This window comes from Vogesella perlucida (assembly GCF_979366545.1).
In genome coordinates this window covers 52,407-69,194 of sequence record NZ_CEETRO010000013.1, presented here as the reverse complement: position 1 = coordinate 69,194, position 16,788 = coordinate 52,407, and the positions used below count along the sequence as shown (strand labels likewise).

Below are 16,788 nucleotides of genomic sequence, written 5' to 3'. Positions count from 1 at the left end.
GCGCAATGACGACCTGACAAGCCAGCGCGCGATCGCCAATGGCTTAGGGGATGATCGCCAGCCCGGCCAGCGGCTGACCCTGGGCAATACGCCCCAGGCGGGTGGCTTTGCCGGTTTGCAGATTCACTTCGTACAGCTGGCTGGCACCCAGTTTTTGTCGCGCCGCCAGGAACGCCGTGTTTTTGACGTCGGAAATATCCAGCGACGCCGCTTGCAGGGCACCGTAGCCCACCCCACCAGGCTGTATACCCAGCACATCCGCCGACAAGCCCAGGCTACCTACTGTGCGCAGCTGGCCGCCATCCGGCGACACGAAAGGCTGCTCACCCTCTTTTGAGCCTTGCATGGCCAGTGTGCCGCGCAGCGCGTCGATAGTGTATAGCGTGGTGATCTTGTCATTACGGGCGTTATACGTGTACGCCGCCGCCAGAATCACAGGCTGTTGGCCCGCCAGGCTATCACCCTCGGCGTAATGCAAAGCCTTATCGGCCTGCACACCTTCTTGCGCCGCATTGCCATCGATCTGGGCGCCGGTATCCGGGTGCATGCGCAGGTTGGCGCCACTGTCGCTCACGATGCGCATGCGGTCGACTGCCGGGTTGAAATCAAACCCAAAACGCTCGCCGGCCAGCTGCGGCAGCACCTGCGGGGGCCCTACCTGGGTAAGCTGGCCACTCTCGGGCGCGATGGTGTAAACGCGGCCAGCACGTGACAGGCCGTACAGCACGCCGCGCGCTACGCGGTAATCGATGCCGACTAGCGTGTCACCCGCAGCCAGGCCCGACAATGGCTGACGCGACAGCTCACGCGAGGGCTGGCTGGCATTGATGCGGATCAGCACCATGTCCTGCGTCAGCGCATAGAGCTGCTCGGTGCGTAGCGGCCCCGGCGCTTCGGGTGGCAAGCTGGCGCAGCCGGCCAGCAGGCTGGCGGCCAGGGCGGGTAGGCACAGCCGGTAGAGCGCTTGGCGTTGAGTCTTCATGCGTGTCCTTTTGCAGCGCCTCAGGCGCCACGGCTAGCGAGAGAAAGTGTAGATAAACCGCCGCTGCCCTTGTGAACGCGTATTTGTACCGGAATGCGTTCCTTCAGGCCTTCGACGTGGGAAATCACGCCGATCATTTTGCCACTGGCGTGCAGGCTGTCCAGTGCGTCCAGCGCCACATCCAGTGTTTCCGGGTCTAGCGTACCAAAGCCTTCATCCAGAAACAGCGAGTCTATCGATGTTTTATGGCTGACCAGGTCTGATAACGCCAGCGCCAGCGCCAGGCTGACCAGAAAGCTTTCGCCTCCAGACAGTGTGCGGGTGTCGCGTCGGGTGTCACCCTGCCAGGTATCCACGATATCCAGCTCCAGCTCACCCCCCTGCTGTCGCTGCAGCAGATAGCGCCCATGCAGGCGGCCCAGCTGGCGGTTGGCCAGGTGCATCAGGTGGTCCAGCGTCAGCCCTTGGGCAAACTTGCGGTACTTGTCGCCTTTGGCCGAGCCGATCAGGCTATCGAGCCGCAGCCAGATATCCAGCTCGGCCTGCTGGCGTGCCATGTCGGCCAGCAGCTGCCGGTGCTCGGCAGCGCGGCGGCTATCGTCGTCCAGCAGGCTTTGCAAGGCACCTTGTCGTGTCAGGGCTTGCTGGCGGCTAGCGTCGTGCGTGGCGTAAGCCTGCTCCAGCTCGGCCAGGCCTGGCAGACTGGCGGCCTGGGCTTCGGCTGCGGCCAACCTGTGCTGTGCGCTATCGGCCACGGCCTGGCGCTGCGCCAGCTGGCTAGCCAGCAAGGCCAGCCGGGTTTCGTAATGCTGCACGGTGGCCTCATCCAGCAGCACGTGCTGCCAGGCGGCTTCGTCAGCAAAGCCGCTATCGGCCAAGGCCTGCCACCACTGCGCGCTGGCTTGCTGCGCCGTCCCGGTGGCCTGCTGCAGCTGTTGTTGTTGTTGGGCCTGTTGCCCCTGTAGCTGGCTGGCCGTTTGCGCCAGCTGAGGCAGGCTGTCGGTCAGCGCTGCCAGCTCGGCGGCAGGGTTGGCCGCATGAGCCGGCACCGCACCTGCAGGCCACTGCGCCTGCCAGTGTGCCACCGTGCTGAGTGCCTGCTGGCTGTGCAGCGTGTGCTGCTGCAGCGTATGCGCCAGCGTGTGCAATGTGGCCTGGTCGGCCTGCCACTGCACCCATTCTTGCTGGCGGTGTGCCAGCCAGCTGTCCGGCTCGTCAGGTATGGCATAGCCCGCATCGGTCAGGCTGCTGGCCAGGGTGGCCTCCAGCTGGGCAAGCCCGCTTTGCAGCTGCGCTACCCGCACCGCTTGCTGCTGCCATTGTTGCTGGCCGTCTTGTATGGCTTGCCATAGCAGTGCGTGCTCGTTCTCTGCTTGCTGTTGCCGCTGGCGGGCATACGCCACGCTGCTTTGCGCCGCTTGGCTAGCCTGGCTCGCAGCGTCGGCAGCCTCCAGCTGGCGCGCCCTGGCCGCCAGGGCGGTGTCGGCCGCTTCCTGCTGCGCCGGCCAGGCATCGGCGTGCTGCCAACTGTCGTCTGGCAGGCCATGGCTGTGTGCCAGTAGGCGCCAGCTACCCAGCAAGGCATCATGGCTGGCTGCCAGGGTGTGCTGTTGCTGCAGGGCTGCCTGCTGGCTGGCTTGCAGCCGGGCCAGCTGCTGGTTGGCCGCAAGGCCACTTTCTTCGAGCGCCTCCAGCTCGGCTTGCAGCCGGGCGATAGCTTGCTGGGTAGGCGCGCTGTCCAGCTGCTGATAATGCGCAATGGCCGGGTGCTCGTGCGCGCCACACAGCGGGCAGGCCTCGCCCGGCTGTAGCTGCTGGCGGTGTGCTTCCAGGCTCTGGATGCGCTGCTCCAGCGCCAGAATGCGTTGCTGGTCGGCCAGCATGCTGCGCGTGGTTTTGTACTGCTGACGCTGCGTGTCGAGCTGCTGTTGCACGGCGTCTATCTGTGCTTGCAGCACCTGTTGCTGTTGCTGTGTGTGTTGCAGGCTGGCGGCCTGGGTTCGCAACTGGGCGGCCTGGCTGGCCAGCTGGGCCAGCTGCGTGCTGTGCTGCTGCGCCTGCTGCCACTGCTGGCGTAGCCCGGCCAGGTCTTGGCCTTGCAGCAGATCCTCTAACCGGGCTTGCGCCTGCTGCGCGGCCAACTCGGCTTGCTGTGCCTCTGCCTGCGTGGCGGCCAGCCGCGCGGCCACGGTAGCGGCGCTCGCTTCTTGCTGCTGCAGGCGTTGCTGGCTATGCGCTTGCGCAGTTTGCTCGGCGCGTAGTGCCTCACGCTGCTGTGCCAGCTGGCCAAGCTGGCTTTGCCACAGGGGCAACCACTGGCCTAGCTCGGCGTGCTGGCTGCGCTCGGCCAGGCTATGTGCCAGCTGCTGGTGCTGGACTTTGGCCTGCGTCAAGGCCGCATCGGCTTGCATCTGCTGCTGCAGCGCCAGCGCCAGCGCCTGTTGCTTACCCGCTGCCAGGTTTTGCTGGGCTTGCTCCAGCGCTTGCAGCAGGGCCAGGCTGTGCTGTTGTTGCTGTGCCAGCTGTTCGGCAGCGTGCTGGTGGGCACGCTGCAGCGGCAAGATGGCAGCGGCATGCTGGTGCGCAGCCAAGCTGGCTTGCCATGGTACGGCGGCTTGCCAGCTTTGCGTGGCTTGCTGCAGCTGCTGAGCAGCCTGTGCGGCATCCTGCCGGGCGGCGAGCAGGTCTTGTTGCTGCCGTATCTGCCCCGATAGCCGCTGGGTGGCCTGCGCGCTGTCGTGCGCCTGCTGGTGCCACTGCGCCAGCTCGCTGTGCATGGCTTGCCGGCGTGCGTCGTCCAGCAGGTCTGCCCCGCTGGCGCGCGATTGCAGCTGGGCCAGCAGCTGGCGCTGCTCGCGGGTGTGCTCGAATACGCGCTGCGATATCTGGCCGTAAATGTCGGTACCGGTCAGCTCTTCCAGTAGCTCGGCGCGGTCGTTGGCGCTGGCATTAAGAAAAGCGGCAAAGCCACCCTGCGCCAGCAGCATGGATTTGGTAAAGCGGGCAAAGTCCAGACCGGTGAGGGCAATGGTCTGGCGTAGTTTGTCGTTAACCTGCGTACTGAGGATGCGGCCATCGGCGTGTGCCAGCTCTACTTTGGGGGCCTGCAGCGCGCCGTCGGCTTTGTCTCGCGCGCGGCGCTGGCTCCAGAAAGCGCGGTAGCACTGGCCTTTCACTTCGAACACCACTTCGGCCAGGCAGTCTGCCGTGTGGCGGCTCATGATGTCGTTGCCCCCGGCCGAGATGCTCTTCAGGCGTGGCGTTTCGTGGTACAGCGCCAGGCAGATAGCATCCAGCAGGGTGGACTTGCCGGCGCCGGTAGCACCGGTAATGGCAAACAGGCTGCAATCGGCCAACGGGGGCTGGTTGAAATCGATCTGCCACTCGCCTTGCAGCGAGTTCAGGTTTTTCAGGCGTACGCTCAGTATTTTCATGCTTGCCCTGCCTGTAGTTGCTGCAGGATGTGCTGGTAGCGGGTGGCCAGCTCGGCAGCCAGCCCCTCATCGAGTGTTTCCAGGGCCAGACGGCGGGCAAAGACCTCTTGCGGGCTGAGCTCGTCCAGCGTTTCGCGCGGGTGGCCAGCCAGGCTGGCGGCTTGCTGCGGGCGCTCGCGGCGCAGGCGCAGGATGTCCAGCGGCAAGCCATCGCACAGCTGCGCCAGCCTTTGCTGCAGGTCGGCCAGGTAGTCGTCGGCCTGCACGCACACCTCCAGCCATACCGGCTGGGCGGCACTGCCGGCCTGGGCGGCTGCGGCCAACTGTGGTCCCAGGCTGGCCAGCGTGCCACGCAGCTGGGCCATGGGCTGGAATACCGGCACCGGCAAGGGGGTAATGTCCTGCACGCCGGTGCTGCCCAGCGTCACCAGCAACACTTCTTTTTGCTGGCGGCATTCGTCAAAACCCAGGGCGATGGGCGAGCCGCTGTAGCGGATATGCGCCAGGCCGCCCACCGCCTGCGGGCGGTGAATGTGGCCCAGGGCGATGTAGTCGGCAGGTGGAAAGGCCGCAGTAGGAAAAGCCTCCAGTGCGCCCACATAGATTTCGCGCACCGCTTCGCTGCTGCTGGCCCCCACCGTGGTGAGGTGGCCGGTAGCGACGATGGGCAGCGGCAGGCCCAATGCCTGGCGCTGTACACAGGCCGCGTCGTAGACCTGCTGGTAATAGCTGGCAATGGCCTGCTGTAGCGAGCGCTGCTTGTCTTCGGCGCTCTGCCCTGCCTCGCTGCGCAGCACGTCGCGCGGGCGGATGAACGGTAGCGCGCACAGCAGCGCTGCCGGCTGCCCTTGTTTATTGCGTAGCAGGTGCACCATGCGGGCGGGGTCGGGGTCGATGGCGGGTACCACCAGGGTATTCAGCCGTGCCAGCAGGGGCTGGCTCTCGGCCAGCGTGGCCACCGAGTCATGGTTACCCGCCAGCAGGATCAGCTGCACACCCCGCTCGTGCAGGGCCACCACCAGGCGGTTGTACAGCTCGCGGGCGTAGCTGGGCGGGGCGCCGGTATCGAAAATATCGCCTGCCACCAGCACGGCATCGGCTTGCTGCACTGCGACTTGCTGCAGTAGCCAATCCAGAAAAGCCTGATGCTCTGCCTGCCGGCTTTTCCCCATGAAGTGCTGGCCCAAATGCCAGTCGGAGGTATGAATAATACGCATGGATAATGCCGAAGAAATAATGCAGGTTTGCAATAGGGCAATTTTACCCCGACTGGATACTGCCAGATACATGCTGCCGTGTGACAGACAGTAGCTTGGGGTGGATACCCATACGGAATGGGCTTATGACGTATGGGCGGGCAAAAAAATAACCTCCTGAATCGTCACAAGTCAGGAGGTTTTGTAAGTTCGGGCCGAGGCCCGCCTCTGAACAGGCTGCGAGGAAGCAGTAATTTCAGAAGATGATTGAATGATATAGGCTCATGGGGTTGTGTGACTATGCGTAAAAATACCTAGGCACGCCCCATATGGTGATCAAACACCGCCATCAACTGCCCCTCGCTTTCTATTCTCTTGATTTCATTAAAGAAATTTTCCGCCTCGCCGTAGGTGCGCTGCAGCATTTTTGCCCACTGCTTGCTACGGCTGACAGCATAGCGGCCGCCATCAGCACGCAACTGACATTGTTCAGTCAAATCGCGTAGCCAGACCAGCACCTGTGACCACGCCGCCGGGGGCAGCATCTCGCCGGTTTGCTGCAGATGGCGGATGCGCCAGCCCAGGTCGGGGCTGGAGACCAGACCGCGCCCTATCATCACCGTATCGCAGCCGCTGATGTCGCGAATCGCCTGATAGTCTTCCAGTGTCCACACCTCGCCATTGGCCACTACCGGTATGGTCATCGCCTCGCGGATGCGCGCCAGCCATTCCCAGTGCGCGGGCGGGCGGTAACCTTCTACCTTGGTACGTGCATGTACGCACAGCTCCTGCGCGCCGCCTTGCTGGATGGCATGGGCGCACTCCAGTGTCAGGCTGGTGTCTTCGTAGCCCAGCCGCATTTTGGCGGTAACTGGCGTGCTGGCGGGCACGGCGCTGCGCACTGCGTGCACGATGCTATAAAGAACGTCGGGCTCTTTCAGCAATACGGCACCGCCACGGTGCCTGTTGACGGTAGGGGCCGGGCAGCCAAAGTTCAGGTCTACCCCCACGGCACCCATTTCTGCCGCACGCACGGCATTCTGCGCTAGCCACTCCGGCTCGGAGCCCAGCAGCTGCACCCGCACCGGCACGCCGCAGCGCGTGGCCGAAGCGGTTTGCAGCTCGGGGGCCAGGCGTTCGAAGGTACGCACCGGCAGCAGCGAGTTGGTCACGCGCACAAACTCGGTCACACAAAGGTCAATACCGCCAATGCGCGTCAGGACATCACGCATAACGTCGTCTACCAGGCCCTCCATCGGGGCTAGTACAATTTTCATGTTTACCGCCAGTACTTAAGGAGCAGCGCATTGTATACAAGCACGCCACCCGACACCACGCCGGCAGGCATCCACCTGCGCCAGGGCGGTGTCAGCGACATTCCCCTTGCCCTGCCGCTGCTAGCGGCATACCGGGCGTTTTATGACTTGCCCACCGATACCACGGCGCTGGCGGTTTACCTGCAGGCGCGCCTGAGCGCCGGCGAGGCTACGCTGTGGCTGGCGAGTCACGCTGAGCAGCCGGTAGCAGTGGCACTGAGCTACCGCGGCTATTCCACCCTCAGCCTGGCACGTAACGATTTGCTGCATGACCTATATGTAGACCCCGGCTGGCGCCGTCACGGCATTGCCGCTGCATTGCTACAGGCCATCCTGCGCAGCATTCCGCCCGGTGGCAGCCTGTGGCTGGAAACCGCGCACAGTAACCACAGCGCGCAGGCACTCTATCTGGGCCTGGGTTTTGTACCGGACCAGACTTTTCTGACCATGAGCTGGCAGCGCCCGGCTGATTTGTGAAGCCGGCAGCAACACGGCACAATGCGGCCAACTTTGCAGGAGCCCGCCATGACCAACGACATCACCTTGCCCCCTCTGGGGCGTTACCAGCACTACAAAGGCAACCATTACCAGCTGATCGACTTTGCCCGCCACAGTGAAAGCCACGAGCTGATGGCGGTGTATCGCCCGCTATACGGTGACATGGGGCTATGGGTGCGCCCGCTGGCCATGTTTTGCGAACAGGTCACCATTGATGGCGTGACGCAACCACGCTTTCGCCTGCTGGACACGCCGTGCTGATCTACCGTACCGACCAGTTCCCCATGCCGTTACCGGCTGGCCACCGCTTTCCGGCAGAAAAATACGCCCTGCTGGGGCAAGCGGTGGCCCAGATGGCGCCAGACCGGCTGGCTGAGGCGCCCGCCGCCACAGCGGCCGAGCTGATGCTGGCGCACGATGCCGACTACGTTGGCCGCATGCTCGATGGCAGCGTGGCACCGGCCATCATGCGTGAAATCGGCCTGCCCTGGAGCGCTGGTCTGGTGGAGCGCAGCCGCCGCTCGGTAGGCGCCACCCTGGCTGCCGCCCGCAGCGCCCTGTTATATGGCGCCGGCGTCAATCTGGCCGGAGGTACGCACCATGCCGGCCACGCCAAAGGGGGCGGTTTTTGTGTGTTCAACGATGTCGCCGTAAGCATCCGCGTGCTGCAGCAAGAGGGCCTGATCCGCCGCGCTGCCGTTATCGATCTGGACGTGCACCAGGGCAACGGCACTGCCGAGCTATTTAGCGGTGATGCCCGTGTATTTACCTTGTCCCTGCACGGGGAAAAGAACTTTCCCTTCCGCCGTGTGGCCTCTACGCTGGATGTCAACCTGCCGGATGGTACCGGCGATGCCGACTACCTGGCTGCACTGAACCAAGCACTGGCCACGCTCGCCGCCTGTTTCCAGCCGGATATCGTGTTTTACCTGGCCGGTGCCGACCCCTATAGCGGCGACCGCCTGGGCCGGCTAAACCTGAGCCTGGCCGGCCTGCAGCAGCGCGATGCCTGCGTTTTTGACCTGTGCGAACAAAAACAATGGCCACTGGCCGTGATGATGGCTGGCGGCTATGCCGTGCCCATCGGTGATACAGTTGCCATACATTGCCAAACCGTGCGTGCACTGCTGGCACGCCATAGCCTGAAAGGAACTTGCTGATGAATACCGCCAAAGCCACGTTTGCCGGTGGGTGCTTCTGGTGCACCGAAGCCGTATTCCGCCAGCTGCAAGGTGTGACCGCCGTGATCCCCGGCTATATAGACGGCCACCTGGCCGACCCGGACTACGAAAGCGTGTGTCGCGGCGACAGCGGCCACGCCGAAGCCATCGAGCTGCACTACCAGCCGGACACCATCAGCTATGCCACCTTGCTGCAGGTGTTCTTCATGACGCACGACCCCACCACGCTCAACCGGCAGGGCCATGATGTCGGCACGCAGTACCGCTCCGCCATTTATACCCACGATGACAGCCAGCAACAGCAAGCATTGGCCTTCATCCAGCAGCTGGACGCCAGCGGTGACTACCCTGCAGCCATCGTGACCGAAGTGAAACCTGCCAGCCACTTTTACCCGGCCGAGGTCTATCACCACGATTACTACGCGCGCAACCAGAGCGCAGGCTACTGCCAGGTGGTGATCGCCCCCAAACTGCACAAGCTGTACCGCAGCGCACCGGCATTGCTGAAAAACAGCTAAAAGCGCCCGAGATGCAAGGCAGGCCTGGCCGGCCACCCCGGCCAGGCGCATGCCAATTGCAGATTGATGGCGATCCTGCGTTACAATTAGCCCCCCGATACCGTAGCGGCCCCCATGACCCCAAGCGAGCACGCCCCGGCCAACACTGGTTTTTTCCGCATCCGGCAATGGCCACACCTTGTCAAAGAACTGCCCTGGCGTGCAAAGGGCACCTTTTTGCTGCTGTGGGCCTTGTTGTCCATGGCCATTCTGGTGGTGTCCATCCTGCTGACCGAAGAAAGCCGGCAGCAGCAGTTTGATGCCGCCAGCCTGCATATCAAGAAAACGCTGGAAGAACGCCTGCTGATCTGCGAAACCGCCGTGTACGGCTTCACCGAGCTGTCTGCGGCCAACTACGGCATGGACAAGCTGCGCTTTCGCCAGTACGCCCAAGGCATAGGCAACCGCTACCCGTATATCTATCTGATGGGCTTTCAGCCCAAAGTCAGCCTGGCCGAGCGTGAAAACTACGAAGCCTCGATCAGCTTTCAGCGTTACCAGCCGTTTTTCATCAAAGACTACCAGGGCAATGGTGACCAAGGCTGGCTGAACAACCAGCTATGGCGTCCCTCCCCTGCCCGGCCATTCTATATACCGCTGGTCGACGCCGAGCCGCCTGCGGCCAACCAGTACAGCTTCATGCAGGGTCTGGACATCCTGCAGGATGCCATCCTGGGCCCGGCCGTACAGCGCGCCATCCGTAGCAGCGACATTGAAATCACCCAGCCCTACCAGATGCGCGAAGGCGGACATGGCTTTGGCTTTGTCAAAGCCATTTACGCCGAAGGCGTAGCGCCACCCTCGCCCGACGAGCGCATCAGCGCCGCCATCGGGGTGATTACGGTAGGCATCAAGGCCGAAACACTGCTCGCCATGCAAAGCGGCAACACCCAGCAGCTCAATATCCGCCTGCTGCCCACCCTGCCCATGCAGGCCAGCCCGGTCATCAACATCCGCCCGCCACAAAACGCACAAAATGGTAGCTGGCTCAGTGACTGGCTGTTCCCGGCCCGCTATACCGAGGTGGCCATAGACCGCGACTACTTCCCGTACAAGCTATCCATCACACGGCCAACCTCACCCGGGCATATCCCTTGGTATCTGTACGCACTCGCCATGGGGGCCTCGGCACTCATCAACGCTCTGCTGATGCTGATTGCCGCCTCGCAACACAACGAGCGGATGCAGCGCGAGCACTACCACGACACGCTGCACCGCGAACGGCAGCAGGCCATGGTGACACTGGAAAACATTGACGACGCCGTACTGGTGATGAGCCGCGACCTGCAAGTGGAATACCTCAACCCCAAGGCCGCCCTGCTACTGAATACAGCTGCAGCGCTGGCCATTGGCCGGCCGGTCAGCGAGCTATGGCGCCTGCGCTTCGACCTGGCCCGGGAAGCCATGCTGGACCCGCTGCAAAGCTGCCTGGCCAGTGGCCAGAAGGTCGACCTGCCAGAAAACGCCTACATCGACCAGGGCGGCAAAGTGTTCTACGTAGAAGGCACCGTCTCCCCCCTGCCTGGCCCGGATGGCGTCATGCGCGGGCTGGTGATTACCTTTCGCGACATGGCACCGCTACGCCAGCGCATGGCCGAGGCGCTGGAGCGCAGTGAAGAACGGCTAAAGCAGCACCAAGCCGAGCTGGCCCGTGTGGCGCGTATCAACACCCTGGGCGAGATGACCTCGGGCATTGCCCACGAGATCAACCAGCCGCTGTCGGCCATTGTCAGCTACAACGAGGCCTGCCTGGGGATGCTGGAGGACGAAGAACCAGACCGCATCCTGCTCATCACCGCCTTGCGTTCATCGGTAAAACAGGCGCAACGGGCTGGGCATATCGTAAAAAAACTAAGAGAATTCGTGGCCAGCAAGCAGGCAGAGTTCTCTGCGGTAGACCTGAACCAGGCGGTGCTGAATATTGTGACCCTGATCGAGCCCGAGCTGCGCGGCCATCAGGTACAGGTAAAAACCGACCTGGCCACCGCCCTGCCACTGGTCTTTGCCGACACCATCCAGGTAGAGCAAGTCATCCTGAACCTGTGCAAAAATGCCATGGAAGCCATGATGGAAACCCCAGGCGAACACCGGCTATTCCTGTATACCGAACAGCGTGGCAACCGCGTACGCGTTGGTGTGCGGGACAATGGCCCCGGCATGCCGGAAGACGTGCTCAATCGCATCTTCCAGCCGTTTTTCAGTTCCAAGGCACAGGGCATGGGCTTGGGGCTGACCATCAGCCACACCATCATTGAAAACATGGAAGGCGTGCTGTGCGCGGACAACCTGCCCTCTGGCGGTGCAGAGTTTTATTTTGAACTACCGGTAATGACCACCCCCTATGAAAGCGAAGGAGTAAGCGTGTAATGGCATCCATGACCCCAACGATTTTTGTCATCGATGACGACCCGGCCGTACGGGACTCGCTCGCTTTGCTCATCGGCACCCAGGGCTTGCGCGTACAAACCTTCGAGCATGCCGAAGCCTTTCTGGATAAATTCCGCCCGGACGAGATCGGCTGCCTGGTGCTGGATATCCGTATGCCGCAAACCTCCGGCCTGGCGCTGCAGGACATGCTGAACCTGCAAAACATCCAGATGCCCATCATCTTCATCACCGGCCATGGCGATCTGGAAGAATGCCGCCGCGCATTTCGCGGTGGCGCAGTCGATTTCCTGACCAAGCCCATTAACGCCGTACAGCTGCTGGAAAGCCTGAAGAAAGCCATCCGCATCAGCATCCAGCAGCAAAAGCAAGAGGCAGAAACCCAGGAAGTACGCCAGAAGCTGGAGCGCATAACCGAGCGCGAGCGCCTGATTCTGCGCTATGTCGCAGAAGGCCGCTCCAGCAAGGAAATTGCCAAGGAACTGGCACTGTCGCCGCGCACGGTAGAAGCGCACCGTGCCAAGCTGTTCGAAAAACTGGATATCGACTCGCTCGCCGAGCTGGTACGTTTCTACCTGAAAGCGCTGGACGCCGTACAACCCGTACCCGCGCAAGACACCACACCATGACCCGCCTTTTCAATAAAATCGGCCTGGTGGCACGCCATAGCAAGCCACAAATCATCGAATCGTTGCTGAAGTTGGCCGCACACCTGACCAGCCGTGGCTTTCATATCGTCGTAGACGCCGAAAGCTGTGCCGGGCTGGAAAGCGGCAACTACCCGGTAGTAGAGCGTGTCGACCTGGGCAAGCTGGCCGACCTGGTGATCGTGCTGGGTGGCGATGGCACCATGCTGTCCGTCGCCCGCGTGCTGGCGCCCTATCGCGTACCGCTGGTTGGCATCAACCAGGGGCGGCTGGGCTTCATGACCGATATCTCGCTGCACGAAATGCTGGACGCCATCGACCGCATTCTGGACGGCCAGTTCGTGCCCGAAGAGCGCATCCTGCTGCAAGCTTCGGTGATTCGTGAAGACGCCGAAATCGCCAGCGCGCTGGCCTTTAACGATGTGGTGATCAGCCGCGGCGCCCTGGGCGCCATGATCGAGTTCGAGGTGTTTGTGGACAACCAGTTTGTCTACAGCCAACGCTCCGATGGCCTGATCATCAGCACCCCTACCGGCTCCACAGCGTACTCGCTGGCCTCCGGCGGGCCCATCCTGCACCCCACCCTGCAAGCGGTGGCGCTGGTGCCCATCTGCCCGCAGTCCCTCAGCAACCGCCCTATTGCCATCAGCAATAGCTGCGAGGTGGCCTTCATGCTCACGCGCGGCCTGGACGCCCGCGTGCATTTCGACGGCCAGTCGCACTGCGACCTGATGGAAATGGACCGCGTCATCGTGCGCAGCTACCGCAACACGCTGAAGCTGCTGCACCCCATCGGCTACAACTACTACGACATGCTGCGGCACAAGCTCCACTGGGGCGAGCGCCTGCTGTGAGATAACACCATGCTGCTTACGCTCAACGTCAAAGACTTTGTCATCGTGGACCAGCTGCAGCTGGAGTTCGAGCCCGGCTTTACCGTACTCACCGGTGAAACCGGCGCCGGCAAATCCATCATGCTGGACGCGCTGGGCCTGCTGCTGGGCGACCGCGCAGAGGCAGGCCAGATACGCGACGGCGCCGACCGTGCCGAAATCAGCGCCAGCTTCGATATCGCCCGCCAGCCCGACCTGCAAGCCTGGCTGGCCGACAACGCCCTGTCCGGCGACGATAGCGAGCTGCTGATCCGCCGCCTGGTCGACCGCAATGGCCGTTCGCGCAGTTTCATCAACGGCCAGCAAGCTACCCAGGCCCAACTCAAGGCTATCGGCGAATACCTGGTAGACATCCACGGCCAGCACGCGCACCAGTCGCTGGTGCGGCCCGAGATGCAACGCGGCCTGCTGGACGCCTACGCCGGCGCCAGCCAGCTATCGCGGGACGTGCGCGCCGCCTGGCAAGACTGGCAGCACGCCCGCAAAGCGCGCGAAGACGCCGAAAAGCGCCTGCGCGAGTCCGAAGTGGAACGCGAACGCCTGACCTGGCAAATCGGCGAGCTGGCCGAGCTGGCGCTGCAAGCCGATGAATGGCCGCAGCTGAACCAGCAGCACTCGCGCCTGGCCAATGCTGCCGAGCTGGCGCAGTCCGCGCAGTCGGCGGTGGATGTGTTGTCCGATATGGATGGCAACTGCCTGTCGCTGTTGTCGCAGGTACAGAACCGCCTGGGCAAGCTATCCGGCTTCGACCCGCGCCTGGCTGAATCGCTGGCGCTGCTGGACTCGGTAGACGCCGAGCTGCGCGAAGTGGTGTACAGCCTGCGCGACTACGGCAGCAGCTTTGACGACGACCCGCAGCAGCTGGTACAGGTCGAAGCGCGCATCGACGCGCTGATGAGCATGGCACGCAAGTACCGCTGCCAGCCGGAAGACCTGGTCAAAAAACTGGCCGACTGGGAAACACAGTTGGCCGCACTGGAAGCCGCCACTGACCAGGAAGCCCTGGCCACCGCCGAAGCCGCCGCGCTGGCGCGCTACCGTGCGCAGGCCGAAAGCCTGTCTGGCAAACGCCGCCAGGCAGCCAGCGAGCTATCGGCGCGCATCAGCACCGAAATGCAGCGCCTGGCCATGGAAGGCGCCCGCTTTGCCATCGAGCTATCGGCCGCCAGCGAGCCCACCGCCCACGGCCTGGAAACCATCGAATACCTGGTGGCGGCCAACCAGGGCAGCACGCTGCGCCCGCTGGCCAAGGTAGCTTCTGGTGGCGAGCTGTCGCGCATCAGCCTGGCCATGCAGGTGGTCATCAGCCAGGTGGCCAGCGTACCGACGCTGATTTTTGACGAGGTGGACGTAGGGATCGGCGGCCGCGTGGCCGAGGTGGTGGGCAAGCTGCTTAAACAGCTGGGTCAGCGCTACCAGGTGCTGTGCGTCACCCACCTGCCACAGGTTGCCTCGTGTGGTGACCAACACTGGCGCGTCAGCAAAAGCAGCACTGACGGGCGTACAGTCAGCCGCATTAGCCCGCTGGATGGCGAAGGCCGTGTACTGGAAATCGCCCGCATGCTGGGCGGCGAAGACATTACTGCCACCACCCGTCAGCACGCCAGCGAGATGCTGGGCAACAACGCCTGAGCCCGCCGCACAAGGCAAAAGCCCAAGGGCCTGTCGCATGGCGACAGGCCCTTGGGCTTTGTTGGGGATGGCCCCGTCAAGCGCCTCAGCCAGCCGCTGGCGCAGCAGGTAGCAGTGGCACCACCACAGCGGCGGCCTTGCGTAGCTGCTGCTCTGCCAGTGCCGGCTGGCGGGCGCGCAGGTAATACTGTGCCAGCCGCGTACTACACGCCACACTCAGCGCCAGAATCTGCTCGTCGCGACCTTCGCTACCGGTGAGTGCGGCAGCCACGCGCTGCTGGTACAGCGTGCTGGCGTCTGCCATGCCCGCCGCCGCTGCCATGCTGGCCATGGCACTGTATAGCGGCGCCTGCATACTGGCTTGCTGTGCAGCCACGGTGGCATCCAGTTGTGCCAGCAGGGGCGCTATCGCCAGTGCACCCTGGTGGTCCGCCAGCGCACCCAGTGCGGTATCGCCCTTGGCCGCGGCCTGCACAGCCTGTGCATACGCTTGCTGCAGCTGCTTGGCAGCGGCCGGGGCATTGCCCGCGGCCAACTCGCCCTGGCTTAGCAGCAGACCAAACACCGGCCCGGGTGTGGCGGCGTGGCTGGCCTGCAGCTGGCTTAGCAGCGGTTTGACCTCGGCCCAACGCCCCTTGGCGGCATTGGCTTGCAAGGCATTGAGCAGTGCCTGCGCGCGCCAGCGCTGCAGCTGGCTGGTGGTGTAGTCGCGCATGACGGCCCCGGACAGCTGTGGCAGCTGGGCGCTGGCCTTATCCTGCCAGGCTTGCCATACGCCGGGCGAGAGCTGCGGCTTGGCTGCCAGCATGCTGGCAACGCGCGCATAGAACAGGGCGGCATCTTGTGGTTTAAGCTGGCTGGCCTCGGTGGCGAGCTCGTCCAGCGCTTGCGTGCTGATGCCGCCAGGGCGTTGCAACAGTGTCCAGGCACCGGCCAGCAGCTCGGCGCCACGGGCACTGCCTGCCTGGTAGCCAGGCGTGGCTTGCAAGCGGGCCAAGAGCTCGTTGGCGCGCTGTGCCTGGCCACTTTCAGCCAGCGCCACCACCAGCGCGAGCGCCAGGTTTTGCTTTTCGCCCAATACGGCAGCGTGTTGTGCTGACACCTTTTGCACGCTGGCGGCCACCCCTTGCCACTCGCCACTACCGCCCGCTACGCCAGCCACCGGCGTGGTGAGCAATGAATCACTGCTGCCCTGCGCCAGCGCCGCGCCCTCCGGCGACTGGGCAAAAGCTTCCAGGTCGGCCGGCTGGCCTGCCAGCCCGCCACCCATGATCTGGTTCAACATGCCCTGCGCCAGCGCAGCCCGCTGTTCAGGGGCCAGTGCCTGCCCGGACGGCGAAGCCAGACGGTAGCCGCCAAAGAACGCCGCGCCCAGCAAGACGACGATAGTGCCAGCCCGTAGCACACCACGGCTACCACGAAAAAATGCCAGCCATGGCTGGTGCAGGCCCAGTTCTTTTTCCAGCTCGGCGCGGATGCGGTTACGCAGCGCACGCTCGCTGTCTTCATGATTTTGGCGGCCGCCCAGCTCGCTCTCGCGCTGCAGGCGGGCGTTCAGTTTGCGCAGCTCTTCCTCGCGTATCTGCTTGAGGCGCAGCTTTTCCGGGTCCACCTTATCCAGATAAATATGGCAATACGGGCATTGGCGCTGTGAGGTGGGCCGCATCATGCGCTGGCAGCCAGGGCATTCGCTGTCGGCCAGGATGGCGTTTTTGTCTAGCAGGGCCAGTGCCGGTTTCATTTCCACCTGAAAGCCGGCATCGCGGAAGTTTTGCGCGGTACGCTCGGCCTCTTCCTGCGGGATATCGGCCTTGATACGGGTGGCGCCGCGCTGCTCCAGGTGCTGCATCAGGCGTGTGGCTTTTTCCTGCCCCAGCTGCAAGCGGGTACTGGCTTGCTGCTTCAGCTGTTCCATATCGGGGGCTTCAGGCAGGCGCACGATCAGATCGTAGCGGGTAGCGGGGGTTTGTTCGTCGGTGGTGTGCTGTGCGTTCATGTCGTGCAGCCGGCGTGGGGGGTACAACAGTGTAGCAAACGCAAGGCAAAACACCACAGTGCAATAGCATA

At 63.4% G+C, this 16,788-nt stretch carries 13 protein-coding genes; 8 read left to right on the top strand and 5 right to left on the bottom strand.

Going from position 1 to position 16,788, the window contains the following annotated elements; translation table 11 throughout:
• Positions 1-43: 43 nt before the first annotated feature.
• The 4 genes from ACZ9XP_RS16485 to ACZ9XP_RS16470 form a co-directional block, all read right to left on the bottom strand.
• Positions 44-982 carry a DUF4394 domain-containing protein gene (locus ACZ9XP_RS16485; RefSeq protein ID WP_147683520.1) on the bottom strand — a complete coding sequence of 313 codons (939 nt, stop codon included), beginning with the start codon at positions 980-982 and terminating at the stop codon, positions 44-46.
• A 20-nt stretch (positions 983-1,002) separates the two neighbouring features.
• Positions 1,003-4,416 carry an SbcC/MukB-like Walker B domain-containing protein gene (locus ACZ9XP_RS16480; RefSeq protein WP_147683522.1) on the bottom strand — a complete coding sequence of 1,138 codons (3,414 nt, stop codon included), beginning with the start codon at positions 4,414-4,416 and terminating at the stop codon, positions 1,003-1,005.
• Entirely contained in the window at positions 4,413-5,633 is a 1,221-nt protein-coding gene (gene sbcD, locus ACZ9XP_RS16475; protein ID WP_147683524.1) for an exonuclease subunit SbcD, read from the bottom strand. Before sbcD ends, ACZ9XP_RS16480 begins: the two co-directional genes overlap by 4 nt.
• A 293-nt stretch (positions 5,634-5,926) precedes the next feature.
• Entirely contained in the window at positions 5,927-6,889 is a 963-nt protein-coding gene (locus ACZ9XP_RS16470; protein WP_147683526.1) for a tRNA-dihydrouridine synthase, read from the bottom strand.
• A 30-nt stretch (positions 6,890-6,919) separates the two neighbouring features.
• Here ACZ9XP_RS16470 and ACZ9XP_RS16465 point away from each other — a divergent pair, with 30 nt between their 5' ends.
• The 8 genes from ACZ9XP_RS16465 to recN all read left to right on the top strand — a co-directional run bounded on the left by ACZ9XP_RS16465 (position 6,920) and on the right by recN (position 14,721).
• On the top strand, positions 6,920-7,405 hold the full coding sequence (locus ACZ9XP_RS16465; protein ID WP_465188798.1) for a GNAT family N-acetyltransferase: 486 nt from the start codon (positions 6,920-6,922) through the stop codon (positions 7,403-7,405).
• 48 nt (positions 7,406-7,453) lie between these two features.
• Positions 7,454-7,687 (top strand): DUF1653 domain-containing protein, encoded by a 234-nt coding sequence (locus tag ACZ9XP_RS16460; RefSeq protein WP_147683530.1) that lies wholly within the window; start codon positions 7,454-7,456, stop codon positions 7,685-7,687.
• Entirely contained in the window at positions 7,681-8,586 is a 906-nt protein-coding gene (locus tag ACZ9XP_RS16455) for a histone deacetylase family protein (protein WP_465188797.1), read from the top strand. Before ACZ9XP_RS16460 ends, ACZ9XP_RS16455 begins: the two co-directional genes overlap by 7 nt.
• On the top strand, positions 8,586-9,125 hold the full coding sequence (msrA, locus tag ACZ9XP_RS16450) for a peptide-methionine (S)-S-oxide reductase MsrA (protein ID WP_147683534.1): 540 nt from the start codon (positions 8,586-8,588) through the stop codon (positions 9,123-9,125). The genes ACZ9XP_RS16455 and msrA overlap by 1 nt, the downstream gene beginning before the upstream one ends.
• A 114-nt stretch (positions 9,126-9,239) precedes the next feature.
• Positions 9,240-11,531, top strand: coding sequence for an ATP-binding protein (locus ACZ9XP_RS16445; protein ID WP_147683537.1), 2,292 nt, complete (start codon positions 9,240-9,242; stop codon positions 11,529-11,531).
• Complete coding sequence (locus tag ACZ9XP_RS16440; RefSeq protein WP_147683539.1) at positions 11,531-12,178, top strand: response regulator; 648 nt, start codon at positions 11,531-11,533, stop codon at positions 12,176-12,178. Before ACZ9XP_RS16445 ends, ACZ9XP_RS16440 begins: the two co-directional genes overlap by 1 nt.
• The gene (locus ACZ9XP_RS16435; RefSeq protein ID WP_147683541.1) at positions 12,175-13,050 is read left to right on the top strand and encodes an NAD kinase; all 876 of its coding nucleotides are present in this window, start codon (positions 12,175-12,177) and stop codon (positions 13,048-13,050) included. The genes ACZ9XP_RS16440 and ACZ9XP_RS16435 overlap by 4 nt, the downstream gene beginning before the upstream one ends.
• A 9-nt stretch (positions 13,051-13,059) precedes the next feature.
• Positions 13,060-14,721, top strand: a complete 1,662-nt coding sequence (gene recN / locus ACZ9XP_RS16430) for a DNA repair protein RecN (protein ID WP_147683543.1) — start codon at positions 13,060-13,062, stop codon at positions 14,719-14,721.
• Between the two features lie 85 nt (positions 14,722-14,806).
• On the opposite strand, the gene ACZ9XP_RS16425 is transcribed toward recN, so the two are convergent.
• Positions 14,807-16,717: a hypothetical protein gene (locus tag ACZ9XP_RS16425; RefSeq protein ID WP_147683545.1), complete on the bottom strand. Its 1,911-nt coding sequence runs from the start codon at positions 16,715-16,717 to the stop codon at positions 14,807-14,809.
• Positions 16,718-16,788: the final 71 nt, after the last annotated feature.